This window comes from Acidobacteriota bacterium, assembly GCA_039028635.1.
Classification (GTDB): domain Bacteria; phylum Acidobacteriota; class Thermoanaerobaculia; order Multivoradales; family JBCCEF01; genus JBCCEF01.
On record JBCCHV010000028.1, the window covers coordinates 13,969 to 39,252 of the forward strand.

A 25,284-nucleotide genomic window follows, 5' to 3' on the forward strand; every position below is an offset into this window, starting at 1 on the left:
AAATCTGGAGGAGAGGCCGAGTCGCACGGCCCCGCCTCGAAAGGAAGCAATGGGCGCCGCAGGGACGGGGTCAGTCCCAGCCGTCGTAGAAAAAAGCGCCGTTGTGCTCGAAGGGACGCGTCCCCTGCGGCGAGGTCCCGAGGTAGCAGGTGGGCTCGCCATCGAGGGTCCGAACGCTTCCGACGGAGCAGCAGGAGTCCGCCGGAGCCATCACCGATTGCCCGACCAGGGAAAGCTCCGCGAGGGAGACCCCGGGGCGGGGGATGATCTCGCAGACGACCTTGTCGAGAGGAAGCGGGCCAGGGCCCCCATCGATCAGCTCGACAAAGCGGGTTCTGGCGGGACAAGCCTCGGGGCCGGCGTGGTCGATGATGTCGAGATGGAGAATGCCCGTCGAGGGGATCGTCACCTGATCGACCCCAGGCGCCTGCACCGAGGTGAACAGGCAGAGAGCGCCCATCGGATCGGCGCCATCGAAACATTCGAGCTCCGGAGCGACGACGAAGTGACCCGCGACGACCCGGCCCTGCTCACCCGCCGGCACCGGAGTGACGTAGCAAGCGGCGCCGTTGTCCCACGGGCGCAAGAACTCGGGCATCTCCGGATCGGCGAACCACAGAACTCCCGGGAAGCAGTTCTCGCTCGGCTCCGGTAGGCCGCAACCGGTTTGAAAGAGGGGCGCCGCCGGCGGCTCGTAGCCGGCACGCAGGGCCACCATTTCGGAGAGGATCAGGGAGTCGACGGTGGGCGTCGAGAAGGCGTGACGGGTGTTGCACTTTTCCCAAGTCCGGTTGTCCCAAACCACGTCTCCAAAGGCGCTGGCAGGCGTGATGTGAGAGTGGGCCGGAAGGTCCGACGAGTAGTGCACCGAGAACTCGATGCCCTCCGCCTCGACGGTGGGTCCGAGGCCAGCGACGAGCAGGTCCAGCGTCGGAAAGACACTGCCGGCGATGGTGTCGAGGCCCAAGCCGCCGACGGTCTTCTCCACCTCGTCACAGAGCTCCGGGGCCCAAACGACGCGCAGACACCTTTCGAAGCGGTAGACCTTGCCGAACAGCGGCGAATCGGCATAGACATCCATGGTGAAGCGGGCGTCGATCAAGGGCCCGGAGCCGCCGACGCCGAAAGCCCTCATCAGCCGCAGGCCGATGTCGAATGGCATGACCGGAGTACCAGGTCCACTACCTTGGGCGGTCGCGACATTGCGGGTCCGTTGCGGCATCCCGCCGAGGGCCGCCACCTGCGCCCGGTAGGCGTTGAACTCCGGACGCTGCCGGTACCAGCCATCGGCTTCGAGATCGGCTCCCCGAGGGAAGGTGCGAACCAAGAGCTGCGAGGGGGCCGGGCTCTCCAGCGACTGCAGCGCCATCTCGGCAGCTTCGTTGGAACTCCCCTGATCCACCGCCAGCACCTGGAAGCCGATCGGGATGTTGGCTCCCCAGTAGGGTCCGTCGATGCTGAGAAAGAGGCTGGCGTTGTGATCGAGGTCCATCGATTCCGCCTCGAGCAAACCCCAACGAATGACCTGAGTCCCCATGCTGCGCCCGAGAACCGCCACGCCATCCCGCTCGAGGACGCCCGGGTCGACCCACTTCTCGAGCTCGTGCGTCATCAGGTGGCGAAAGGCTCGACCGTTGCGCTGAATCCAATCGCGGCCGTTGAAGTAGTCCACCATCACGAGGTCGAAGCCCATCTCGAGGAGCTTCTTGAACAGTCCCCCGAAGGCCGCGAGGTGAGAGTCGTTGGTCCGGGTGTTGAGCACGTCGAGGCCATCGAGGATGACCAGGGGATTGATCAGCGAGACGACACAGCGTCCATCGAGGGTCAGGGCTACGGACTCGCTGCGAGCCGGCACAATGCGTACCGAGAACATTCCGGAAGTTCCCTGAAAGGCCTCGTCCCAAGGTGCGAAGTAGGGCGGCCCGACCACCGGGTCGTCGAGGTCCCAGAAGGGCACGTTGCGCACCCCGGACTCATCCTCGGCTGGCCAACTTCCCGCCGCACAGCGCACCGGCGTCTGGGTCGGCACGCCGTGCGCGGTCGGTGGTGGCGCCAGGGGATTGGTCGGAATCTCCCGCGGAGCGAAGTATCGAACCGTGCCGCGGGTCGAAATCGAGCGTCCGGCGACGGTGGCTCGCACCGCAACCTCAAGATCCCCTCCGCGATCGGGCAGCCAAGCCGGCCGGAAGGGCCGGTCGAGCTCGACGGCGACCTCCGGTGCTGTACCGATCTGAACCCGCAGGTCTTCGAGCTGGGTCACGTCCAAGCCATTGAGGACCAAGAGGTCCGCCGGGACCACGAAATCCGGCGACCACTGGAAAACGGTGTCCGCCAGGACATGAACGGCGACGAACCGGCGAGTCTCCCCCAGCTCTCCCGAAGGAACCTGCAAAACGCCGTCGGACCAGCTGACGCCGGGCGCACTGGAGAGGGTTTGATAGTCGACCAGGACCAGACCGAGAGGCGTCGCTCGGACCTGCTCGCGCCATCCCCGCGCCTTGCGGTGGAGGTCCGCCAACGATTCGAGGAGCCGGTCCCCGGCCGCTCGCCGCAAGTCACCGTAAACCGTCGAAAACGTCTCTCGATCGAGGGGCGGAAGTGCTTCGCCGGAGCCGTCGTAGGCCAGGATCAAATCACCGGCGAGCGGAGCGCTTCGCTCGAGCAGGATGCCGGTCGGAAGCTGGTCCGGGCGAACCTGCTGGAAGGCTCGCTCGAGATAGCCCTCGATTCCCTCGGGATCTTCTCGCGGCCCGAAGGCGACTTCCTTGCCGACCGCCGCCTGGCTCGCGATCAGTAGGGAGACGATCAGAGCGGCTAGCGAGGCTGTTCGAAGGTTCTGGCGCATCGCAAATCTCCTGTTCAGACGTTGGGAATCTCTCTGAGCCGGAGTTGACCAGCACCGTCCAGCGGTCCGTCTGACCCGGGGCGCCGATTTCTTGATCCCGCGCGCCAGATCTGCGACCGAAGACGCCAGAGGTGCTGGCGGGTCGGCTTCGGGCAGACCCCTCCCCCACGACGACTCGGCACTTGGAGCCGAGTGCCGCCTCTCCGACCGAGGAAGGCCGGTCAGAGGGCTCGAATCGTCTGGCGTCTGAACTCGGAGGGGGACTGACGGGTCCAGCGGCGAAACGCTCGATCGAAGGCACTGAGTTCCGAGAAACCGAGCGACAACGCGACATCCGAGGCCTGCGCCGAGGGCTGGCGGAGAAAGTCGATCGCGAGATCATGACGAATGCGATCCACGATCTGGCGGTAGGAAGTGCCCGCTGCTCGCAGTTTTCGCTGCAGGGTTCGGGCACCCATGTGGAGGGCTCGAGCCGTGGACTCGAGGGACAGATCAGGGCTGCCGCTCTCCAGCTCATCGATGATGTGACGCCGAATCGTCGCCAGGAAAGGATCCGGCTCGGAGCTCGCGATCTTGATCCGAGCATAGTCGGCGAGAATGCCGAACAGGGCCGAGTCGTTCGGGCGCAGCGCAGCATCCATGAAGTCCCGCGGCACGACGATGGCGGCCATCCTCCGGCCCATGCTGAGCCGGCTCTGAATGCGATCCTCGTACTCCCCCGGACGCTCGACTCCGACTCCGGGCAGTTGCACCTCGACCGGCTGTCCCCCGAGCAAGCGGAGAAGCTTGATCCCGATTCCCAGAATGCAGTCCGTATCCTGGCGATAGGCCAGCAGACCGCGCGGCTTCACGTCATAAGCCAAACGGGTGACGGCTCCTTCGTTGAGGATTCGAATTTCCGACGCCGTCTGGTGGAGCGAGAAATAGCGCGCCAACGTCTCGAAGGCCGAACGCGGGCTGCGCGCCTGAATCGCCAGATAACCGAGGAGTGACATCTCATCGGGCGAGCTGCTCAGGCCGAGATCGAGTCCGAACTGAGGGTCGCCGAGCTCGAGGGCGATCGACTCTTCGAGCTCGAGGACCGGTTCCAGAGGTAGAAAGTCGGCCACGCGGGCCGCACGGTGGCTGATGCCCACCGATGAGAGGAGCTGAGAGGAGTCGCCGCCCCGCTCCTTCAGCCGAGCGACGACCCTGTCGAGATGACAACGATTGCGAACCGGTCCCATGGCCAAATCTTGTCGGCCACTAGAGGCCGCTACCAGCGACAGTCGCGTCAAAATCGGCTTCCTTCCCGCCATCTTGCGGTGCGCCATCGCTCCCCCAACCCAACCACGATGAGAAATTTCAGGAGGCCTGAGTTAAATTGATTCTGCTTTTCGCATAACTTAATGGATTCATCTCTTTTTTACTGACCACTCGCGGTCCCTTGTGGAAAAGGAGCAAGGTTTATGCGAAAAGTCTCGATCTTGGTGCTGCTCGGCCTGATAGCCCTGGCAGCGTCCACCCAGGCCACCACCCTGATCCGGCAGGATCTCGGGGAACAAATCGATCAAGCCGAGCTGATCTTCGCCGGCACCGTGGTTCACATGGAAACGGCGGTGACGGCCAAGGACGGTTTCCCCTTCACCTTCGTCACCTTCGAGGTCGAGCGCACGCTCAAAGGTGACTTCCCTCGCGGAGGAAGCCTCACCCTGCGCTTCGGCGGTGGCGAGACGAAGGACGATCAGACCATCATCCACGGCATTCCCCGCTTCGCCCTCGATGGCCGCCACGTTCTGTTCGTGGCCGGTAACGGCCAGGGCGTTTGCCCGCTGGTGGGCTGGAGCCAGGGCAAGCTCGACCTCCGCCGCCATCCGGAAACGGGCGAGGAGATCCTCACCGACAACGACGGCTGGCCTTTGATCGGTTTCGCCGACGGCGCTTGGCGGCGAGCCGATTCTCAGCTCACCCGCGACGGCTTCTGGAAGCAGGAAGAGCCGGGCGTCGCCTTGGTCGGCTCGGAAGGAGTCGAGATCTCCGGCCTGCCGGCGGCGGACCGGTCTCGAAACTTCGTCGACGCCCCCACCGTGAAGCAGCTTCTGCCGGCCCTCGCCAGCCAGGTCGCGAAACGCCGCGCGGAACCCACCTTCCAAGCACCCAAGGCCGTGCCGCAAGCCAAGGTGAGCGATCTCCCCGCCAGCCTCCTGCCGACGAAGGGAGGTGCCCAGTGAGCCTTCGCCGACCGACGATCCTGACAATCGCTGTCCTGCTGGTCTCCCTCGCGGCCTTGCCGGCGATGGGCTGGGAGTGGACCAACGAGTGCCGCAATCCGGTGACCTGGAACACCACCAACATCAACATGGCGCCTTCGAACCCGGACTTTCCGGTGGGTTCCCAGCAGCTCGCGGCCCTCAACCAGATGCGCAACGCCTGGAACCTCGAGGCTCCGGGGTCACGCGTCCGCTTCAACTACAACTTTGCGGTCGACGACAACGTCGCCCTCAACAACGGCGTCAACAGCATCGTGATCGCCACCGGCGGGCAGTGGAACACCATCGTGCCGCTGCAGTTTCGCAATGCCCTCGCCGTCACCTTCACCCGGCTGTCGCGCAACAACTGCCCCTGGCTATTCGGTTCTCAGCCGCGCATCCGCGAGGCGGACATTCTGTTCAATCCTGGTCGCGTTTGGGATTTCGCGGTCAATCCGCCGCCACCCCATCCCCAGGGCCCCTTCAACTTCGCCATCGTCGGCATCCACGAGCTCGGTCACGCCTTTGGACTGGCCCACGAGAACGACGTCATGGGCACCATGGACGAGTTCTACGAGGACGGCGGCGTGATCGGCAACTTCAACGAGATCCAGCCCCACGCCGACGACGTCGCTGGCGCCCGCGACGGTTACGGCTCCGCCGGGACCTTTCGCGACCTGGCGGCTTCGGCCTTCCGACGCACCGCCGGCGGCATCTCGGATCCGATCCCGGCACCGGCCACGGCGGCGCGCAATCAGCGCATCACCTTTCCGTTCACCTTCGAAAACCGCGGCACCACCAACCAGGCCTCGGTGAGGGTGCAGTTCTTCCTGTCGACGAACCGCTTCATCACCACCGGCGACACGCTCCTCGGCACCTCGACCTTCTCGATCAATGCCGGCGTGTTGTCGACCCTCAACGCCTCGGTGACCATCCCCGGGAACATGGCGCCGGGCAACTACCATCTGGGGTGGATCGTCGACCCGCAGAACGCCATCGGTGAGGCTGACGAGGGCAACAACGCCGTCGGCTTGGTGGATCAGACGACGGTCACCGCCAACGCCTTTCCCAACGCCTGCTGCGACATCAATCCGCAGTGGGGCAACGCGCCGCTGCAGGTGACCGCCGACGCCAGTTGCTCGAACGACCCCGGCGGCGGTCCTCTGACCTACACCTGGGACCTCGATGACGGCACCATCCGCACCGGTCAAACGGTCAACCACTGGTACTCGGATAGCGGTTCCTACTTCGTCACCCTGACGGTGCGAGAGCCCGGCGGCTTGACCGATACGGCCTTCTGTTTCGTCGACGTCTTCTGCGAAGACGAGATCTTCGGCGACTGCCTGCAGTAAAACCGACCCCTGGAAGCCGGCAACGCCGGCTTCCAGGACTTCTCCAGTCAGCCGGCCCGCCGGCGCCGCCGGCGGCGGCGCGGCCGGCTCTTGCTCTCGCTCTCGCCACCGGAGTCCTCCTGGGGGGCCGATTCCCGCGCCCACCACGGAGCCGCCGTTGATCCTCCGCCGCCGGTGCCTTTGCCCACCGGACGCTTTCCCGCCGGGCGCTTCCCCGCCGGCCGGTTGGCCGCGCCACGAGTCGGCCGCGCGGCGGCGCCGGCGGCGACATTGCCACCGCCCTCAGCGCTCCGCGAACGACCGCCGCCACCGCGGCGGCGGCGACGCCGGCCGCCTTCGCCGGAGTCCTTCGCCTTGCCCTCCGATCGGCCTCGGGCCCCTTGCTCCTTGCGAGCCTTCTTCTCGGCGGCGCGCTTGCGCTCTTCGGCCTTGCGCGCCCGAATCTCGGCGATGCGCTGGCCAATCGGGATCTCGAGGGCCTCGCCCTTGGGGCCGTTGCCATCGAAGCCCTCGAGATGACGTACCGGGATGCGAGCCCCGACGGCGCGCTCGATCTGCGCCAGCTCTTTGCGCTCCTGGGGCGAGACGAAGGTGAAGGCCGAGCCGGTCGCCTCGGCCCGGGCGGTGCGCCCGACGCGATGAATGTAGTCCTCGGGCAGGTTGGGAACGTCGAAGTTGACGACGTGGGAGAGCTCGCGTACGTCGATGCCGCGAGCCGCGATGTCGGTCGCCACCAGGACCCGGATCGAGCCGTCTTTGAATCCCGCCAAGGCTTTGGTGCGCTGCGCCTGGCTGCGATTGCCGTGAATGCGCTCGGAAGAAACCCCGTGCTTGTCGAGGAACTCGGCGAGGCGGTTGGCGCGATGCTTGGTACGGGTGAACACCAGGACGTTGCCGAGGCCGCCGCGGTCGAGCAGCTCGACCAATAGGCGCGACTTGAGGTCCTGGCGCACCCGGTAGACACCCTGCTCGATCTTCGGCGCCGGCGCCGAACGGCGCTCGACGTCGATGCGCACCGGGTCGTCGAGGAGCTTTTTCGACAGCTCGACGATCGGTGCCGGCATGGTGGCCGAGAACAGCATGGTCTGATCGACCTGCGGCAGGTGTCTCAGCACGCGACGGATGTCCGGCAGGAATCCCATATCGAGCATGCGATCGGCCTCGTCCAGGATCAGCACTTCGAGGCCCGAGAGCCGTGCGTAGTCGTACTGGAAGTGGTCCAAGAGGCGTCCCGGGCAGGCCACCAGCACCTCGACGCCCTGGCGCAGGGCCTTTTCCTGTGGCCCCATGGCAACGCCGCCGTAGATCGCTTTGGCGCGCAGGTTGGTGAAGCGAGACAAGGCCTGGCAGTGCTCGACGATCTGAGCTGCGAGCTCGCGGGTCGGGGTGAGAACGAGGACCCGGCTGACGCCCTTGCGGGGCGTCGCCAAAAGACGTTGCAAAGTCGGAATGAGAAAGGCCGCGGTCTTGCCGCTGCCGGTCATGGCGCAGGCCAGCAGGTCGCGCCCTTCGAGGCCGGGCGGGATTGCGTCCCGCTGAATCGGCGTCGGTTGATCGAACCCCATTTCCGCAATCGCCTCGCGGAGCTTGGGATGGAGGTCTTCTGAGGCAAAAATCGACATCGTTTTCAGTATTCCTGAAGCAGGGCGCACGACGACTCATCGCCGGTCGGCACCAGGCCATCCGGCGGATGGCTCGCGAATTGTGTATCGAGAGAGAAAACGGTGGACTTCGCCGGAGAGACCGCCGCACGGGCTCCACGGCCCTGAGGGTAGGCGGCGCTTCATCAGCGGCCGCACCTCGCCATCCTTGCACAGATCGTGAGATTTACCAACAATCGTTTGTCTTTGGCGCTGGCAGGATCTAATCTAAGAGTGTTCGAATCCCGACCAACGCTCGGCCGAGCCCGAGAGGATTCATTCCTTGGAGCGTTCTCGAATCTCGTCCCCACTGCTGATGAGCCCCGAGGCCAGCCGTCGGCTGCCCCGCAGCGCCCTCATGACCGGCGTTGGCGGCAGGCCCTGGACCACCACCGAATGGTCGTGACCAAAGCGGGATCCATCGACCGACCCGTGAGGATTTTTCTGCATGAATACAGTCATCAACCCGGAGGTGGTCGCGCGCCGCGACCAATATCGTCAGGCCTTTCGCTCGGCGCCCTATTTTCCCCACGTCAAGATCGAGAGCTTCTTCACGGACGAGGCCTGCCGACGGCTGATGCGGGAGTTTCCGAGCTTCCGTCGCGAGGACGCCGTCAATGAGCTCGGCGAGGTCGGCAAGAAGGCCTGGCGCGAGCAGGTCCGCGAGCTCGGCTCGAGCTATTCGGAAGTCGACGACGTGGTGCAATCCGCCGAGTTCCTGCGCCTGATGTCGGACCTCACCGGGATTCCGGACCTGCTCTACGACCCGGCCTACATCGGAGGCGGGACCCACGAGAACCTCGACGGCACCGAGCTCGACATCCACGTCGACTTCAACTACCACCCGGAAACCCAGTGGCATCGCCGCCTCAATCTGATCGTCTTCCTCAACGAGGAGTGGCGCCCCGAGTGGGGTGGCTGCTTCGAGGTGCACCGCGATCCCTGGGATTCCGACAGCAGCGACTACGAGTCCTTCCCGCCGTTCTTCAACGATGCGGTGATTTTCGAGACCAGCGAGCGCTCCTGGCACGGCTTCAACAAGATCCAGCTACCGGCGGAGTACCGCCACCTGTCGCGCAAGTCCTTCGCCATCTACCTCTACACACGCGAGCGGCCGGCGGACGAGGTGGCGCCGTCCCACGCCACGGTCTACGTGCCGCGACCGCTGCCGACGCACCTGGTGCCCGGAGCGACCTTGACGGAACGCGACTTTCGCGAGGTCAAGACCCTGCTGGCCAAACGGGACCAGCAGATCCACTTCCTCTACGAGCGTGAGAAGGAGCTCTCCCAGGCCCTCGCCGGCAACGTCTGCGCGGTCAAGGACGAGATCGCCTCGGGGCCCCTCGATCAACAGGGCGCCGACGAGCTGCGCGGACTTCTCGAGCGGCGCGAGCAGCAGATCCGCTTTCTCGAGATCCGCGAGAAGGAGTTCTCGGAGATGCTCGACGGCCTGATGGCGCGCAACCGCGAGCTCGAGGCCAAGGTCGAGCAGGCCGAGCGACCGCTACTGGTCGGCAACGCCGAGCTGCTGGCCACGCCCCAGGGTCTGTGGGACGACCGTTGGGCCGGCGCCGTGCTCGAGATCCCGCTGCGCGCCTCGGAGAGTCTCGGCGCGGTCACCATCAACGGCTTCCTGCCGGACTTCTTCCCGGAGAGTCGCGAGATCACCCTCAGCCTCGGCAGTCACCGCCAATCGGCCACCGTCGGCCGCGGCCCGATGGAGATTTCCCTGCCGATTTCCCTGGCGGCGGGCAGCGAGGAGACCCTGCGGGTCGAGACCGCCGGCACGCTGCAGCCCAAAGCGGTGGGTCTGTCGGAGGATCCGCGCCATCTCGCCTTCCAGCTCAGCTCCGTGGTGGTTTCGGCGTCATGATCGGCACAGCTTCACGCCCCTTCCTCGGCCTCCTCGCCAGGCTCGCGACGCTCGTCCTCACCCTCGTCCTCGCACCCGGCGCCGCCGGCCTCGACCTCTCCGGCTACCGCATGGTGGACCTGAGCCACTCGTTCAATCAGGACACCCTCTACTGGCCGACCTCGCCGACGCGCTTCGAGAAGCAGGAGATCGCCTACGGCAAGACCGAGGGCGGCTGGTTCTACTCCGCCTTTTCGGTCTGTCTGCCGGAGCACGGCGGCACCCATCTCGACGCTCCGCTGCACTTCGCGGAAGGTGCCCACGCCACCGACGAGATGCCGCTCAGCGACCTGATCGCGCCGGCGGTGGTGATCGACGTCACGGCCGCCGCCGCCAAAGACCGCGACTACCGCCTGACGGTGGCGGATCTCGCGGCCCATGAGAAGCGCCACGGCAAGATCGCCCCGGGGACCATCGTCATCCTCAAGACCGGCTGGAGCCGCTACTGGCCGCAAGCCAAGGCCTATCTCGGGGATGACACCCGCGGCGATGCCAGCAAGCTGAGCTTTCCGAGCTACGGCGCCGAAGCCACCAAGATTCTGGTCGAAGAGCGGCGCGTCGTCCTGCTGGGCGTCGATACGGCGTCGATCGACTATGGCAAGTCGCAAGACTTCCCGGTCCACCGCATCAGCGCCGCACGCAACGTTGGAGGCCTCGAGAACCTCACCAACCTCGACCAACTTCCGGCCACCGGCGCCTACGTCATCGCGCTGCCGATGAAGATCGAGGGCGGCTCCGGTGGCCCGGTGCGAGTCGTCGCCCTGGTGCCGCAGGAGACCGACGCCAAGGACTGAAGCTCCAAGAGGCCCGAATGGCATTCGAAAGGGGGCCGGTCGGCCCCCTTCGTCGCCCAGAGATCCGTTGAGAGCGGACTAGAACCGCGTCGCGATCTCCAGCCCGATGGTGCGCGGCTCGTTCACCATCGCAGTGATGTTGTTGAAGTCGATGCCGTTGCGGATCACCAGCTCGTCGGTGATGTTGCGACCGTAGAGGGAGATCTCCGTATTGCCGCTGGCGAGGACGTAGCCCAGCCGCAGGCCGACCTCGAAGCTGTCGTCGCGAAACTCTTCCGACTCGTAGAGGAAGAACTGCTTCTCGTCGTGGTAGGCCCAGTCGACGCTACCGAGCAGCAGGCCGCGGCCAAGGGGCTTGCGGTAGTCGACGACGCCGTTGAAGATCCACTCCGGCGAATGCGGCAGGCTGTTGCCATCGACCAGGGCACCATCCGGCGTGATCGGGTCGAGCACCGTGCAGCCACCACCGCACGGCGCCACCGTCAGGTCCGGATCGTCGATCTCGGTGTTGTTGTTGCTCAGCCCCAAGGTGACCAACCACTCCGCCGTCGGCGCAAGGGCGAGCTCGAGCTCGAAGCCATAGCCATCGGTGGTGTCGGCGTTGAGTAGCGTCGCGGTGTTGAACTCACCACCCACCGCGATGATCTGCTGACCGTCGACCTCGTACTGGTAGAGGGAGGCGTTGAGACGCACCTTGCGGTCGGCGAGCTCCGACTTTACGCCCACCTCGGTCGAGAAGATCTCCTCCTCGTCGGCCACGCTGACACAGTTGGTGGCCGGATTCTGGCCGCCCTCGAAGTCCGGACAGAACAAGATTCGCCCCTGGATGCTGGGGGCGCGGAAACCGGTGGCAACTCGACCGTAGACGTTGACATTATCGGTGGCCTCGTAGGTTCCGGTGAGATCCCAACTGGTGAAGTCGGTGTCGGTGCTGCGCTCGATCGGAGCCGAGGTCGGGGTCTGGAAGGTGGGATCTGGGCGCTCGGCGGAGAAGTCCTTCTCGTCGTTCGAGAAACGCAGCCCGGCCTCCACCGAAAAGCGATCCGTGACCTCGAAATCGACGGATCCGAAGAGGGCCCAGGCCTCGGCCTGCTGGGTTTGCGTCGCCAAGCCCTCGAGGGCGCCACCGGCGAGACTCAGGAAGCTGAAGCTCTCGATCTCGAGGTCTTCGTCGAACAGGAAGGCTCCGATCAGCCAGTCGACCTTCTCATCCCCGTTGCTGGCGACCCGAATCTCCTGAGTGAACTGATCGAGACTCGGAATGCCGTCCGCCGATTCCGCCGGAAAGGGAATGAAGCCCGGCCCCGAGGGCGGCGCGAAGACGGCGCCGAAACCGCCGTCGACATCGCCGCGGCTGAAGAACTCGAGGGTCTCGAAGGCGGTGATCGAGGTCAGGGTCGCGCCCCCGAAGTCGTACTCGAGACGCAGGCTGCCGCCCAGACCCTCGACGTCCTGGGTGTTCTGGCCATCTTGGCTCACCTCGTCGCGCTCGAAGCCCCCGACCAACCGGTTGGTGCCGGTCTCGATGGCGTTGGCGCGGAAGATGCGAGCAGTGCCATCGGTGTCCCAGCCGTGCACGCTCAGCAGACCGCTGAAGCGCTCATTGGGCTGCCACAAGAGCTGCAGCCGGAGGGCGCCGGTGGTGTAGCCGCCGAGGGCATCGTCCTCGCCGGTGAAGGTGTTGTCGACCCAATCGCTACGTCCCTGATAGAGCGCCGAAAGGCGTGCCGACACGGTGTCCGAGAGGGCGCCGCCGAAGGCCGCCTGAACCTCGCTGGTATTGAACATGCCCCAGGACGCCCGCACCATGGAATCGCGAGTCTGGGAGGGGCGAACGGTTTCGAACTTGATCGCGCCGGCCGGCGTGTTGCGCCCGAACAGGCTGCCTTGGGGACCACGCAGAACCTCCACCCGGTCGAGGTCGAACAGGGGCTTGCCCTTGAGGACCGGGTTCTCGAGCACCACCTCGTCATAGAGCATCGAGACCGGCTGCGAGGCGTTGAGGTCGAAGTCCGTGTTGCCGAGCCCGCGGACGTAGAAGCGCGGGAAGGCACGGCCAAAGGACGACTCCGCAATCACGCTCGGCACCCGGCCGGAGAGGGTCCGCACATCGCCGCCGCCAGCGGTGATGTTCTGCACCTGCTCGGTCGAGAGGGTCGAGATCGAGACCGAGACATCGCGCTGGTCCTCCTCCCGCTTCTGTGCCGTCACGACGATCGTGTCGAGCACAGCAACCGGTTCCTCGGCCTCCTCAGCGGCGTCTTCCTGCGCCACCAACGGCAGCGTCCAGAGCAGCGCGAAAGCCAGCCAAAGCACGATCCCCCAATTCTTTCCCCAGTCGAGCCCTGTCATCCCCATGATCCCCTTTCCAAAGAAATTTCGCGAAGTCTAGCAGGGCGAAGGGACTCTCCAGCCGGAACCGAAAGGCTCCTCAATCAACCAAAAAGCCCCACCTGAGAAGGTGGGGCTTTCGGAGCGAGAAGGCTGCTCAGAGGGCCGACGGACTATTTGCGAAGACCTTTACCGTCGTCATCATCGTCGTCGTCGTCATCGTCGTCGTCGTCATCGTCGTCGTCGTCATCGTCGTCTTCTTCGTCATCCTCCTCATCGTCCTCTTCGTCATCTTCCTCCTCATCGTCCTCTTCGTCATCTTCCTCGTCTTCGTTCTCGTCATCTTCTTCGTCTTCGCCACCATTTTGCTGCCGCTCGACCCAGGCACGCATCGCTCCCCGCCGACAGCCGAACTTGCGATGGCCATTGCCGAGTCCGAGCTCTTCGATGATCTGTTCACAAGAACAACCGGCCGTATCGGTGGTGGTGAAGACCTGCGGCGTATTGCCGCGAGCCACCGTGTCGAAGATGAAGTCGGCATCGACCAGGGCATAGCGGTTGGGACGCAGATAGCGCGTCGGGACGCTTTCCGGAATGACCGTGTCGGGACAGACGTCGTCCGCATCGAGCACCCCGTCGTCATCGCTATCGAGGTCCGGCTCCACCACCGTCAGGACCGCTGTTGCCGGAGCTCCCAGTGGAATGCCGTCGACGAACAGCTCGCTGGTGACGTTGGTGTAGTCCCCCGCCGGCGTGCTTGCCGGCACCGCAACATCGACACTGAAGGTGCAGGAGCCACCGGGGAGCAGACTGCCGTCGTTCAGTGTCAGGAACGAAGTGCCCTCGAGCGCCGAGCCCGCGCCGCAGACATCGGCAACCGGCAGTCCAACGGCGACCAGTCCGGTGACCACCGCCTCGAGATCGTCGCTGAAGAACAGGCGCGAAACTCCCGACGTCGCACTCTCATTGCGGATCGTAAAGCTCAGACTGACGGTTCCGCCGGCCTCGGCGGTCCCCGAGAAGGCCTTCTCGAAAGACAGGAAGTCGATCAGCAATGTATCCGTCGCGACGCCACCGGAAACCTTGATGCCGCCAACGGAGCCGGTGACCTCACTGGTTGTGTTGAGGATCTCGGTACCCAGTTGGACATCCGCAGGCACCGACAGAACGAGATCGAAGGTGCACGACGCTCCCGCCGCCAAGGTGCCGCCGGAGAAGCTCACCAAATCCGTTCCGGTCACCGCCGAGCCGATCCCGCAAACGTCGGCGAGATCCCCACTGATGCTGGCGAGGCCGGTCAGGGCCGCCGCCAGATCGTCCGAGAAGGCGATCGCCTCCACCGTCTCGCTGGCGCTGGTGTTGCTGACCGTGAAGCGCAGAGTCACGTTGCCACCCGGTGCCACCGGGTCGTCGATGAACTCCTTGCTCAGAGCGAGCACATCGGCGGCGACAGTCAGGAAATCGGTGGCATTCGGGAAGAAGATCTGCTGACCATCGATCGTTCCCCGGAAGGATGTCGTGGTGCTGACGTAGCTGTCCGGTACGGTGCTCGCCGGCACCGACAGGACGATGTCGAAGGTGCACGATGCCCCAGGGGCCAGCTCGCCGTTCAGGAAGGCCAGCAGCGTGTTGCCTCCGGAGCCAGCCACAGTCGACCCGACTCCGCAGACGTCGGTGAGCGGCAGTCCGGTGCCGGTCATGTTGTCGACCGCGGCATCGAGATCGTCGGTGAAGAAGATCGCCGTCGCGGTCGCCGTCGCACTCTCGTTCTGAATCGTGTAGCGCAACGTGACGTCGCCTCCCGGGAGCACCGGATCATCGACGAACTCCTTGCTCAGGGTGAGGCCGGCCACCAGCAGGTCGTCGTTCGCCGGGGCCGAGATGGCAGTCAACCCCGCCACCGTCGACGAGACCGCGCTGGTGGTGTTGCCGTAGGAGCCCGGGGCCGCGCCGGCCGGCACCGCAAGGCTCACCGAGAAGGTGCAAGAGCCCCCGACCGGCAGGTTGCCGCCGGTGAGCAGCAGCGTCATGTCACCGCTCAGGGTCGAGCCGACGCCACAGACGTCGGTCGCCGGCAAGCCGGTGGCGACCAGTCCGGAAAGGGTGGCGTCGAGGTCGTCGGTGAAGGTGATGTCGCTGGCCGCGAAGCCCGCTTCTTCTCCGACGACCAGCGTGAACTGCAAGGTCACCGTCCCTCCGGCCGCGACCGGATCGTCGACGAAGCTCTTGGACAGCCGCGGGCCGGCCACGATCACCAGGTCATCGGAGGCCGCGGCCCCCTCCACCAGACTCTTGCCGATCTCTCCAGTGATCGTCGACGTGACGTTGGGATAGGTCCCGGGGGCGGCTCCCTGGTCGACATTGAGCACGAAGCTGAAGGTGCAAGTCGCACCGGCCGCCAGGCTCGCGCCGGTGACCGATATGGTGGCCCCGGTGCTGCCGGAGTCGGGCGTGAAGGTCGCCACCGAGCTCGGTCCGCAGAAGCCATTTGCCGGCAGAGAAGCCACCGTCGGCGTCTCCGAGGCGAGAACATCGCTGAAGGCCAGCAGGGTGGCTTCGGCGTCGGGGCTGGTGTTGATGATCGAAAACTCCAGGGTGACCGTTCCACCGGCTCCCACCGGATCGTCGACGAAGCTCTTGGTGAGCACCGGCACCGCCTGCACGAACAACCGGTCGCTGGCCTGGTTGCCCGTCGACGGCGTGCCGTCGACCTCGCCGGTCACCGCGCTGGTGGTGTTCAGGTAGTCACCGGGAGCAGCGCCGGCCGGCACCTGCAGCGTCACCGTGAAGGTGCAGCTTCCCTCCGCCGGCAAATTGCCACCGGTCAAGGAGAGATTGCTCGTACCGCTGAGCTGAGATCCCGAGCCGCAGGGATCGGCAGGAGGTGTTCCGACCGCTTCAAGACCGGCCAGGACCGCCGACAGGTCATCCGTAAAGGAGAGCGCCGAAGCCGCGGAGCGGCGGTCGAGGTTGCGCACCGTGAAGCGCAGGTCGACGGTGCTTCCCGGAGCCACCGGATCGTCGACGAACTCTTTGGTCAACGACAGGCGCTGGACATCGACGGTCAGCACCGCACCGGCCTTGCCGCTCGATCGGCTGGGCCCGAAACCGGAGGTCGAGGTGAGATCCCCGGTGGTGTTGCCAAGAGCCCCGATGCTGTTGCCCAACACGTCAACGGAAACCGTACAGCTCGCTCCCGCAGCGACGGTGGCATCCTGGAAGAAGGCCGGAGCGAAGGTCACCGAGCCAGAACCAGATACCGCCGTCACGACACCACCGCCACAGGTGTTCGAGGCCGTCGCAGGGCTGGCGACGACCATGCCGGAGGGCAGGTTGTCGATGAAAGCGAGGTTCGCCGCGGAAGCACCGTTGGCGGTGTTGTCGATGGTGAAGGTCAGGGTCGATCGACCGCCAAAGAACACCGTGCTCGGCGAAAAGCTCTTGGTGAAGCCCGGCCGATCGGTGGCCACCGTCAGGGTTGCCGAAGCGGGACCGCTATTGCCGGCGTCCGAGGTCAGGTCACCGGAGGTGTTGGTCACCGCCCCCGGAGTCGCCGATGTGACTTCGACGCTGACGGAGCAAGCCCCGGCGGCCCCGACGCCACCGCCACTCAGACTGACCGCCGACCCGCCTGAGGATGCCGAAACGGTGCCAAGGCAGCCATTGACGACATTGGCCGGTGCCGCCACCGTGACGCCCGCCGGGAGGGTATTCGCAAAGGCCAGCCCGCGAACCGGTCCTCCGGCGGAGTTGTCGATATCGAAGCGCAAGGTGGTGACGCTCCCCGGACCGATGGTGTCGGGAGCGAAGCTGGCGCTGAAGCCGGGCTGTCCCGCAGCCGGCAAGGCGAGCGAAAGCAGAGCGACGAGGAGAAAACCCCAACTGCGGGTCCACTGCGAAAAACTCATGGCGAACTCCCTACAAGGCAATTGAACAGGAGACCCGACCCCAAAGTCCCAGTCGGGGCGTCATCGGAGGGCGCTGTCGACTCGCCCGAACTCGCCGGAGGTTCGAAGGCGTCTCAAACAAGAAATTGGAAATTTACAGAACCATCGTAGACCCTCCTGGCGTCGCTGACAAATAGCCCCATCGATCTATCCAACGCTTCTAACCCTTTTAAATAGAGTAATTTCCAGGACGCAATCGATGCATCCATGCGGTCGGCCGCGACCGCACCGGCACCACGAGGGGACCAGCCGCTGCTCCTCCGGCCAACCTTTCGCGAGGCCCTCGGCGCCACGGCAGCAGGCGATCTGCAGGCGCCTCGGACCGCGACACGCTGGCACCAAAACCGCGATTCAAATCTCGGCGCGTTACGCTATTGTCGAATAAGGACAAGTGTCACAAAATACATGGCCGCGATGTTCGACTTGCTCGAGGAGGTCTTCGTGTTGTCCCGAATCGTCGTCATACTCCTGGCCCTGGTCTGCCCCGTCGCGGCTCTCGCGGACGAGGCCGTGAATGTCTCCACCGAACCGGACTCGAGCGCCGCCAGTGCTCGCGACAGCCTCGATCCCCTGGTCGAGGATTCGGTCGGCGTACCGCTGCGAATCCGCAACTTCACCTTCCCGAGCTTTGTGCTCCTGGGGTTCGCCCCGATGCCCGCCACCCCCCTCGGGAAAGGGCGCTGGGCCGTCGAGCTACACTTCTCGGAGGTCAACGATTTCCAGGCCAGTCCGGCGGTCGAGGACTACCTCGAGTCGTCGCGCCTCCCGGGCGAGCGGCGGCCCCTCGACGCGACCGATGTGGCCGCCATCCTGGCCCTGCCGGAAGGCGAGTCCTTCTACATCGACGGTGAGTTCAGCTTCGCCGACTTCGTCTTCCACTACGGCGTCACCGACCGCCTCGACATCGGCCTCGGCTTTCGCTACATCGGCTACACCGGCGGCTACCTCGACGGCTCGATCTTCGACTTCCACGACGAGTTCGGCTTCGGCCAGCAAGGACGCCAGTTCGTCGCCGACGATCAGTTTCAGGTGGTCATCGGCTCGCGATCGCTCGACCCGGTGGTCCTGCTCGACAACCAGGACGACTCGGGTCCGGGCGATCCTTCCCTGCTGTTTCGCTACTTCCTCGGCGAGCTCGGGGAGTGGCAGTTTTCCCTCTCCGGTGGGGTCAAGGTACCGATCGCCGACGAAGACGGCTTCTTCTCCACCGGCAGCTGGGATTTCGGGGGCCAGCTCAACTTCCACCGGCGCTGGAACCGCAACGCCCTGATCGCGAATCTCGGCGCGGTGTTTCCCGGCAAGTTCGAGCAGACCGGCTTCGAGCCACCGACCCTGCCCTCCTTCCAGCTCAGCTGGCTGCATCGCTTCGGCCGCCGCGCCTGGGCCCCCACCGGCTCGCTCCAGTTCCTGGTCGCCGAGCATCCCTTTCGCGATCTCATCGACTCCGACCTCACCGATCTCGAGATCCAGCTCACCGCCGGCCTCAAGTGGCGCACCCGGGCTGGCGTCTTCGGCGTCGGGCTGACGGAAAACCTCTTCAACTACGACAACACGCCGGACATCGGCCTCCACGTCACCTGGGGCTACCTGAGTCGCAATCGTCTCGGCGGCGGATAGAGGAAGCTCACTCCCGGGTCGCTCGCGGAAATGACGCCGCGGGCGATATCCTCGGCCGACCTGATTTCACTTCGGGGAGGTCTTCATGTCCGACGAGCTGCGCTCTCGAGAGGCGTACTGGCGTCAGAACCGGCGGTTGATCGCCGGTCTCCTCGCCGTCTGGTTCCTGGTTTCCTTCGTCTTCGCCATCCTGCTCGCCGAGCCTCTCGGAGGGTTGCGGGTCGGTCGTCTCCCGATGGGCTTCTGGTGGGCTCAGCAGGGCGCCCTCTACGTCTTCGTGGTGCTGATCTTCGTCTACGCGCGGCGTATGGACCGACTCGATCGCGCCTTCGGGGTCGCTGAGGACGAGGGCTAGCCTTGGGCGTCACCGGCTGGACCTACCTCCTCGTCGGCCTCAGTTTCGCCGCCTACCTGGCCATCGGCTTCGCCTCGCGGGTGCGGGACACCCAGGGCTTCTACGTCGCCGGCCGCGGTATTCCGGCGATCTTCAACGGCGCCGCCACCGCCGCCGACTGGATGTCGGCGGCCTCCTTCATTTCGATGGCGGGCCTGATCTCCTTCCTCGGCTTCGACGGCTCCGTCTATCTGCTCGGCTGGACCGGCGGCTATGTGCTTCTCGCCCTCCTCCTCGCCCCCTACCTGCGCAAGTTCGGCAAGTACACGGTGCCGGACTTCGTCGGCGATCGCTATGGCTCGGACACGGCTCGGCTGGTGGCGGCGGTGTGCGCCATCTTCGTATCGCTGACCTATGTCGCCGGTCAGATGCGCGGGGTCGGGGTGGTGTTCAGCCGCTTCCTCGGCGTACCGGTTGCCAGCGGCGTGATGATCGGCATGGCGATCGTGGCCTTCTTCGCCGTCCTCGGCGGCATGAAGGGCATCACCTGGACCCAGGTGGCCCAGTACACCATCCTGATCATCGCCTACCTGATTCCGGCCGTCGCCATCGCCCAGCGGCTCACCGGCAACCCGATCCCCCAGCTCTCCCTGACCTTCAGCGACCTCACCGAGCGGCTCAACCAGATTCAGACGGACCTCGGTTTCGCCGAGTACACCCAGCCCTTCCAGTCCCACTCGCTGCTCAACGTCTTCTGCATCACCCTCGCCCTGATGGCGGGCACCGCCGGCTTGCCCCACATCATCGTGCGCTTCTACACCGTTCGCAGCGTGCGCGCCGCCCGCTATTCGGCAGGCTGGGCGCTGCTTTTCATCGTCATCCTCTACTCGACGGCGCCGGCCATCGCCGCCTTCGCGCGCTACAACCTGATCGAGTCGATCCACGGCAAGAGCCTGGTGGAGGCGCGGGCGACGGAATGGGTGGCGAGTTGGGAGAAAACCGGCCTGCTCGGCCTCGAGGACCGCGACGGCGATGGCCGTCTGGTGTTGTCACCGGATCCGCAGATCAACGAGATCACGATCGACCGCGACATCGTGGTGCTGGCGAATCCCGAGGTTGCGGGCCTCGCTCCTTGGGTGATCGCGCTGGTGGCCGCCGGCGGTCTCGCCGCCGCCCTCTCCACCGCCGCCGGCCTCTTGCTGGTGATCTCGAGCTCGATCGCCCACGACATCTACGCCAAGCTCATCAACCCGACGGCCAGCGAGGGGCAACGCCTGCTGGTGGGCCGCGCGATGATCTTCCTGGCGGTCTGCGTCGCCGGCTATTTCGGCATCAATCCACCGGGATTCGTCGCCGAGGTGGTGGCCTTCGCATTCGGCTTGGCGGCGGCGAGCTTCTTTCCGGTCATCCTGCTCGGGATCTTCGATCGCCGCACCAACCGCGCCGGAGCGATCACCGGCATGCTGGTGGGCATCGGGTTCACCGGCCTCTACATCCTGGGCAACCGCTTCTTCGGCATGCCCGCCTGGTGCTTCGGCATCAGCGCCCAGGGGATCGGCGCCGTCGGCCTGGTCCTCAATCTGGCGACCACCCTGGTGGTCAGCCGGCTGACGCCACCACCCTCCCGCGAGATCCAGGAGCTGGTGGACTCGGTGCGCGTGCCGTCGCTGCGCTGAACTATGAAATGAAACCGGGGGGCGAGAGCGCCCCCCGGGATGCCAGACAGTTCGGGCTCGGGCCTACTTGCGAAGGTCTACTCGACCGCCGGCAGGTCGGCAAAGCGATCCCGCAACCAGTCGGGATCGATGCGCGCTCCACGCCAGCGCAGACCCAGATGAAGATGGGGTCCCGTCGAGCGCCCGGTCGAGCCGACCTTGGCGACGGTGTCTCCCTTCGCCACCTCGGAACCCGCTTCGACCGCCGCCTCCGAGAGATGGAAGGACATGCTCACCAATCCGTGACCGTGATCCACATAGACCGCGAGGCCGGAAAAAAAGTGCTCTCCGACCAGCACGACCTCACCGGCCTCGACAGCAAGCACCGGGGTCCCGGTGGGGATGGCGTAGTCGGTCCCGGTGTGAGGGTTCTTCGGCTCCCCGTTGAACACTCGGCGGGCACCGAAGCCACCACCCTCGGGTAGGCTGCCGGCGGGAGGACCGAGCGGCAGCGTGAAGCGCGGCTCGGTCGACCAGCCACGGCGAAACAGCGGCTTCACCGCCGCCTGCTCCTGGTGATGGCGCGCCAGATCCTCGGGGCTCAGGTCGACATAACGATCGTCCGGAAAGTCGATCTCCTGAGTCTCGAACTCACGCTCGAGGACCACCAGCCAAGCGCTCTGGGACTTGCCACCGCGCTGATAGATGGCGATCTCGATCTGGCTCGGACGACGCCCGAAGTCGACCGGGTAGTAGCAGGTTCCGGCAACCGGACGATAGGTCCGGCCATCCATGCCGCAGGCCTCGATGCCGTCCGCATCCCAGCGCGCGACACCGCCCTGCTCGACCTCGACGCGACTGGCGGCCCAGGCCGGCAGTGCCAGGAGCAAGGCCAGCACCGCCAGAAGAAGTCGTCGCGGCACTCCGATCAAGCCCTTTTGATCATGCCGACGATCAAGAGGACGACGACAGCACCGATGGCGGCCGTCAGGATCGCGCCCAACAACCCACCGCCGAGGCTGATGCCCAGCGCACCGAAGAGGTAGCCGCCAACCACCGCGCCGATGATGCCGACGATCAGGTTTCCGACCAATCCAAGGCCCCGGCCCTTCATCACCAGACCGGCCAACCAACCAGCAACCGCTCCCACCAACAAGAACCACAGAATGTCCATCGACCTCTCCTCCTTCCGGCGAAGGCTCGCCGGCTCGATCCATGTTCGGGGTAGACGAAGCTCTACCCGCGCGGCGCAGCTCGCGGGTCCGACGGCGCGAACATCAGAAAAAGCGGGGCGAGTCGCCCCTAACTTCAGTGGATGGCCTGGATCTTAACAGCGTTGGGACAACGAAGGGGAGGGCGCGGCCGTGACAGCCGCCGGGAGAGCTACTTGGCGGCGGCGAGCTCTCGCTCGCGCTTCTTCTTCAGGGGACAGGTCTCGCAGGAGATCGGCACGCCGTCGCCGGTGAGCACCTCGGGACCACCGCAGGAGCCTCGCAGGCACCGCCCCTGGAAGATCGCTCCCACCGCCATCACCAACATGGCGAGTCCGAATACAACCAGCGTGAGAAGGAGAATCGGCAGCATCTTTCAGGTTCCTCGGTGAGGCTCTCGGGTTCAGGCGCCGGTCGACCGGCTGTCGATGAGACGGTCGAAGGCCGCTGAGCGGACTTCACGAAAGCCGCCATCATCGTTTCGTACCAGTAACAAGATCGCAAGGTCGTGGGATTCCGCCATCCGCAAAGCTTCGTCCTCGCCCAGGACCATCAGGGCGGTGGCCAGGCCATCGGCGCGGGCGCAACTCTCGTGGACCACCGAAACCGAAGCCAGGCGATGTCGAATCGGCCGCCCGGTGCGCGGATCGAGCAGGTGGCTGAAGCGCACCCCGTCGATCTCGCGGTAATTGCGATAGTCGCCGCTGGTGGCGAGGGCGCGATCGGCCAGGGGAACAATGCGCTGAACCGTCCCGCGAACCGCTTCCGGGCGCTCGATGCCAAGACGCCAGACCTGGCCGGCGGCATTGCGACCACGGGCTCGCACTTCGCCACCGACCTCGACCAGGAAGCTCTCCACGCCGGCTTGCGCCAAGGCCTCGGCGACGCGATCGACGGCAAAGCCCTTCGCGATTCCTGAGGGATCGCACTCGAGGCCGGGCAGCGCCTTGCGCACCGTCTGCTGCCCCAGATCGACTTCGAGATGACGATAGCCGATGGCCTCGAGGAGGGCAGCGAGCTCGCCCTCGGAAGGCGGCGTGGCCGGCTCGTCCGGACCGAACCCGTAGGCGTTGATCAGCGGACCGAGGGTGATGTCGAAGGCGCCGTTGGAGAGCTCGGCGATGGCCAGGCTCTCGGCCACCACCTCGGCCGTCGCCGACGACACCGGAAACGGCTCCGTCGACTCGGCACGATTGAAACGCGAAATCTCGGAATCGACGAGATAGGTCGACATTTTGCCGTTCACGGACTCGAGCTCCGCCACCACCAACGCCTCGAGCTCCGCCAGGCGAGTCGCCGGCAAGGCCCCCTCCGCCGCCACCAGGGTGACATTGAAGTGGGTTCCCATGGTCGGCCCATGCAGGCGATGGCTGACCACGGTCGCTGCCTCGCCGCCGCAGGAAACCAGCAGCAGCGCCGCCGCGGCGACGACCGTGGCGAGCCTGACCCCAGAGACACGAAACCCGTTCCCACAGCAAGCGGAAACGGGTCGGTGATCGGTCACTGGTGGTTCCATCGGAACCTCGGTCGGTCCTAGCCGAAGTCGTCGAAGAGGATGCTGTCGGGCTCGACCCCGAGGCCGTCGAGCATCTTGAAGACCGCGTCGTTCATCATCGGTGGTCCGCAGATGTAGTACTCGCAGTCCTCCGGCGCCGGGTGATCCTTCAGGTAGTTGTCGAGCAGCACCTGATGGATGAAGCCGGTGTAGCCATCCCAATTGTCCTCCGGCAGCGGCTCCGACAGGGCGAGGTGCCACTTGAAGTTCTCGTTCTCCTCGGCGATGGTGTCGAAGTGGTCGACGTAGAAGGCCTCTCGCAAGCTACGAGCGCCATACCAGAAGGAGACCTTGCGATCGGTGCTCAGGCGGCGGAACTGGTCGAAGATGTGCGACCGCATCGGCGCCATGCCGGCACCACCACCGATAAAGATCATCTCGGCATCGGTGTCGCGGGCGAAGAACTCGCCGAAGGGACCGGAGATGGTCACCTCGTCACCGGGCTTCAGATTGAAGATGTAGGACGACATGATGCCCGGCGGGATGCCCTCCGGGCCCCGCGGCGGCGGGCTCGCCACCCGGACGTTGAGCATGATGATGCCGTGCTCTTCCGGATAGTTGGCCATCGAGTAGGCCCGCACCACCGGCTCCTTGACGGTCGAGACATAGCGCCACATGTTGAACTTGTCCCAGTCCTCGCGGTACTCGTCGTCGATTTCGAAGTCTTCGTACTTGGCGACGTGCGGCGGACACTCGATCTGGATGTAGCCACCGGCCCGGAAGGGTACGTCTTCACCCTCCGGGAGCTCGAGGACGAGCTCCTTGATGAAGGTCGCGACGTTGTCGTTCGAGCGCACCTTGCACTTCCACTGGCGCACCTCGAGAACCTCGGCCGGGATCTCGATCTTCATATCGCCCTTGATCTTGACCTGACAGGACAGGCGACAGCCCTCGCGCGCCTCGCCGCGGCTGATGTGGCCCGTCTCGGTGGGCAACAGGGAGCCGCCACCGTCGGTGACGGTGACCGTGCAAACCCCACAGCTACCTTTGCCACCGCAGGCCGAGGGCACGAAGATCTCCCTATCCGCAAGGGCATTGAGCAGGGTCCCTCCGGACTTGACCTGCATGGCGAGATCAGGATTGTCGTTGACGTAGATGGTGACGTCGCCGGACGGCACCAGCCGGCTCTTGGCGAGCAGAACGATCGACACCAACGCCAAGATGACGAAGGTGAACATGAAAACACCGAGGGCGATGGTGCTCATGAGATGCCTCTCCTGAAGCGGTTGAAGGTCTGAAGGATCACAGCTGGATTCCCGAGAAGGCGAGGAAGCCGAGGGCCATCAGGCCGGTGAGCAGGAAGGTGATGCCCAGGCCGCGCAGCCCTTGCGGCACGTTGCTGTAGCGCATGCGCTCGCGAATCGCCGCCAGGGCGACGACGGCGAGGGCCCAGCCGATCCCCGAGCCGAGGCCGAAGACGGCGCTCTGACCGAGGGTGTAGTCGCGCTCCACCATCAGCAACGAGCCGCCGAGGATGGCGCAGTTGACGGCGATCAGCGGCAGGAACACACCCAGCGAGTTGTAGAGCGCCGGCACGAATCGGTCGAGGGTCATCTCGACGATCTGCACCATCGCCGCAATGCAGCCGATGTAGCTCAGCAGACCGAGGAACGAGAGGTCGGTGGCCGCCAGCGCCGGGCTCACCCAAGCCAGAGCGCCTTCGCGCAGCAGGTTGTTGAAGATCAAGTTGTTCATCGGGATGGTGACGGACATCACGAAGATCACCGCCGCCCCGAGACCAAGGGCCGTCTCGACCTTCTTGGAGCAGGCCAGAAAGGTGCACATGCCGAGGAAGAAGGCGAGGGCGAGGTTCTCGACGAACATCGCCTTGATGGCAAGGTTGAGGTACTCCTGCAACATGGC

General features: G+C 65.4%; 19 protein-coding genes. 8 read left to right on the forward strand and 11 right to left on the reverse strand.

From position 1 onward, the window contains the following. Nucleotides 1-70: 70 nt before the first annotated feature. A complete protein-coding gene (locus AAF604_12805) occupies nt 71-2,845 on the reverse strand; it encodes a hypothetical protein (GenBank protein ID MEM7050537.1) in 2,775 nt (924 codons plus the stop codon). Nucleotides 2,846-3,066: 221 nt separating this feature from the next. Then, complete coding sequence (locus AAF604_12810) at nt 3,067-4,071, reverse strand: AraC family transcriptional regulator ligand-binding domain-containing protein (GenBank protein MEM7050538.1); 1,005 nt, start codon at nt 4,069-4,071, stop codon at nt 3,067-3,069. 222 nt (nt 4,072-4,293) lie between these two features. On the opposite strand from AAF604_12810, the gene AAF604_12815 reads away from it, so the two are divergent. Then, nucleotides 4,294-5,055 (forward strand): hypothetical protein, encoded by a 762-nt coding sequence (locus AAF604_12815; protein ID MEM7050539.1) that lies wholly within the window; start codon nt 4,294-4,296, stop codon nt 5,053-5,055. Further along, the gene (locus tag AAF604_12820; protein ID MEM7050540.1) at nt 5,052-6,425 is read left to right on the forward strand and encodes a PKD domain-containing protein; all 1,374 of its coding nucleotides are present in this window, start codon (nt 5,052-5,054) and stop codon (nt 6,423-6,425) included. Before AAF604_12815 ends, AAF604_12820 begins: the two co-directional genes overlap by 4 nt. A 47-nt stretch (nt 6,426-6,472) precedes the next feature. Here AAF604_12820 and AAF604_12825 read toward each other — a convergent pair whose 3' ends face one another. Beyond that, a complete protein-coding gene (locus AAF604_12825; GenBank protein ID MEM7050541.1) occupies nt 6,473-8,047 on the reverse strand; it encodes a DEAD/DEAH box helicase in 1,575 nt (524 codons plus the stop codon). Between the two features lie 301 nt (nt 8,048-8,348). Here AAF604_12825 and AAF604_12830 point away from each other — a divergent pair, with 301 nt between their 5' ends. Genes AAF604_12830 through AAF604_12840 form a run of 3 tightly spaced genes read left to right on the forward strand, consistent with a single transcriptional unit; the run spans nt 8,349 to nt 10,771 of the window. Continuing rightward, complete coding sequence (locus tag AAF604_12830; GenBank protein MEM7050542.1) at nt 8,349-8,471, forward strand: hypothetical protein; 123 nt, start codon at nt 8,349-8,351, stop codon at nt 8,469-8,471. A 42-nt stretch (nt 8,472-8,513) separates the two neighbouring features. Continuing rightward, nucleotides 8,514-9,938: a 2OG-Fe(II) oxygenase gene (locus tag AAF604_12835; GenBank protein ID MEM7050543.1), complete on the forward strand. Its 1,425-nt coding sequence runs from the start codon at nt 8,514-8,516 to the stop codon at nt 9,936-9,938. Beyond that, a complete protein-coding gene (locus tag AAF604_12840) occupies nt 9,935-10,771 on the forward strand; it encodes a cyclase family protein (GenBank protein MEM7050544.1) in 837 nt (278 codons plus the stop codon). Before AAF604_12835 ends, AAF604_12840 begins: the two co-directional genes overlap by 4 nt. 78 nt (nt 10,772-10,849) lie before the next feature. Here the strand turns inward: AAF604_12840 and AAF604_12845 are convergent, their stop codons facing one another. Further along, a complete protein-coding gene (locus AAF604_12845) occupies nt 10,850-13,087 on the reverse strand; it encodes a TonB-dependent receptor (protein ID MEM7050545.1) in 2,238 nt (745 codons plus the stop codon). Between the two features lie 188 nt (nt 13,088-13,275). Then, on the reverse strand, nt 13,276-17,010 hold the full coding sequence (locus tag AAF604_12850) for a hypothetical protein (protein ID MEM7050546.1): 3,735 nt from the start codon (nt 17,008-17,010) through the stop codon (nt 13,276-13,278). A 453-nt stretch (nt 17,011-17,463) separates the two neighbouring features. Here AAF604_12850 and AAF604_12855 point away from each other — a divergent pair, with 453 nt between their 5' ends. The 3 genes from AAF604_12855 to AAF604_12865 all read left to right on the forward strand — a co-directional run bounded on the left by AAF604_12855 (nt 17,464) and on the right by AAF604_12865 (nt 20,676). Beyond that, nucleotides 17,464-18,666, forward strand: coding sequence for a DUF3187 family protein (locus tag AAF604_12855; GenBank protein MEM7050547.1), 1,203 nt, complete (start codon nt 17,464-17,466; stop codon nt 18,664-18,666). A gap of 85 nt (nt 18,667-18,751) precedes the next feature. Then, the gene (locus tag AAF604_12860) at nt 18,752-19,021 is read left to right on the forward strand and encodes a DUF4212 domain-containing protein (GenBank protein MEM7050548.1); all 270 of its coding nucleotides are present in this window, start codon (nt 18,752-18,754) and stop codon (nt 19,019-19,021) included. A 2-nt stretch (nt 19,022-19,023) separates the two neighbouring features. Further along, nucleotides 19,024-20,676 (forward strand): sodium:solute symporter family protein, encoded by a 1,653-nt coding sequence (locus tag AAF604_12865; GenBank protein ID MEM7050549.1) that lies wholly within the window; start codon nt 19,024-19,026, stop codon nt 20,674-20,676. Nucleotides 20,677-20,753: 77 nt separating this feature from the next. Here AAF604_12865 and AAF604_12870 read toward each other — a convergent pair whose 3' ends face one another. The 6 genes from AAF604_12870 to nqrE all read right to left on the reverse strand — a co-directional run bounded on the left by AAF604_12870 (nt 20,754) and on the right by nqrE (nt 25,281). Continuing rightward, on the reverse strand, nt 20,754-21,578 hold the full coding sequence (locus AAF604_12870; GenBank protein MEM7050550.1) for a M23 family metallopeptidase: 825 nt from the start codon (nt 21,576-21,578) through the stop codon (nt 20,754-20,756). 5 nt (nt 21,579-21,583) lie between these two features. Beyond that, on the reverse strand, nt 21,584-21,829 hold the full coding sequence (locus tag AAF604_12875; GenBank protein ID MEM7050551.1) for a GlsB/YeaQ/YmgE family stress response membrane protein: 246 nt from the start codon (nt 21,827-21,829) through the stop codon (nt 21,584-21,586). 209 nt (nt 21,830-22,038) lie between these two features. Beyond that, complete coding sequence (locus AAF604_12880; GenBank protein MEM7050552.1) at nt 22,039-22,239, reverse strand: Na(+)-translocating NADH-quinone reductase subunit E; 201 nt, start codon at nt 22,237-22,239, stop codon at nt 22,039-22,041. A 30-nt stretch (nt 22,240-22,269) separates the two neighbouring features. Further along, complete coding sequence (locus tag AAF604_12885; protein MEM7050553.1) at nt 22,270-23,382, reverse strand: FAD:protein FMN transferase; 1,113 nt, start codon at nt 23,380-23,382, stop codon at nt 22,270-22,272. A gap of 17 nt (nt 23,383-23,399) precedes the next feature. Then, nucleotides 23,400-24,626: an NADH:ubiquinone reductase (Na(+)-transporting) subunit F gene (gene nqrF / locus AAF604_12890; GenBank protein MEM7050554.1), complete on the reverse strand. Its 1,227-nt coding sequence runs from the start codon at nt 24,624-24,626 to the stop codon at nt 23,400-23,402. 37 nt (nt 24,627-24,663) lie between these two features. Further along, nucleotides 24,664-25,281, reverse strand: a complete 618-nt coding sequence (gene nqrE / locus AAF604_12895) for an NADH:ubiquinone reductase (Na(+)-transporting) subunit E (protein ID MEM7050555.1) — start codon at nt 25,279-25,281, stop codon at nt 24,664-24,666. Nucleotides 25,282-25,284 lie beyond the last annotated feature (3 nt).

Bases quoted from the DNA above. Each gene is read 5' to 3' on its own strand.
- AAF604_12835 (MEM7050543.1), top strand. From the start codon at position 8,514: ATGAATACAGTCATCAACCCGGAGGTGGTCGCGCGCCGCGACCAATAT.
- nqrF (MEM7050554.1), bottom strand. From the start codon at position 24,626: ATGAGCACCATCGCCCTCGGTGTTTTCATGTTCACCTTCGTCATCTTG.
- AAF604_12855 (MEM7050547.1), top strand. From the start codon at position 17,464: ATGTTCGACTTGCTCGAGGAGGTCTTCGTGTTGTCCCGAATCGTCGTC.
- AAF604_12825 (MEM7050541.1), bottom strand. From the start codon at position 8,047: ATGTCGATTTTTGCCTCAGAAGACCTCCATCCCAAGCTCCGCGAGGCG.
- AAF604_12860 (MEM7050548.1), top strand. From the start codon at position 18,752: ATGTCCGACGAGCTGCGCTCTCGAGAGGCGTACTGGCGTCAGAACCGG.
- nqrE (MEM7050555.1), bottom strand. From the start codon at position 25,281: ATGTTGCAGGAGTACCTCAACCTTGCCATCAAGGCGATGTTCGTCGAG.
- AAF604_12805 (MEM7050537.1), bottom strand. From the start codon at position 2,845: ATGCGCCAGAACCTTCGAACAGCCTCGCTAGCCGCTCTGATCGTCTCC.
- AAF604_12810 (MEM7050538.1), bottom strand. From the start codon at position 4,071: ATGGGACCGGTTCGCAATCGTTGTCATCTCGACAGGGTCGTCGCTCGG.
- AAF604_12880 (MEM7050552.1), bottom strand. From the start codon at position 22,239: ATGCTGCCGATTCTCCTTCTCACGCTGGTTGTATTCGGACTCGCCATG.
- AAF604_12875 (MEM7050551.1), bottom strand. From the start codon at position 21,829: ATGGACATTCTGTGGTTCTTGTTGGTGGGAGCGGTTGCTGGTTGGTTG.
- AAF604_12840 (MEM7050544.1), top strand. From the start codon at position 9,935: ATGATCGGCACAGCTTCACGCCCCTTCCTCGGCCTCCTCGCCAGGCTC.
- AAF604_12850 (MEM7050546.1), bottom strand. From the start codon at position 17,010: ATGAGTTTTTCGCAGTGGACCCGCAGTTGGGGTTTTCTCCTCGTCGCT.
- AAF604_12885 (MEM7050553.1), bottom strand. From the start codon at position 23,382: ATGGAACCACCAGTGACCGATCACCGACCCGTTTCCGCTTGCTGTGGG.
- AAF604_12815 (MEM7050539.1), top strand. From the start codon at position 4,294: ATGCGAAAAGTCTCGATCTTGGTGCTGCTCGGCCTGATAGCCCTGGCA.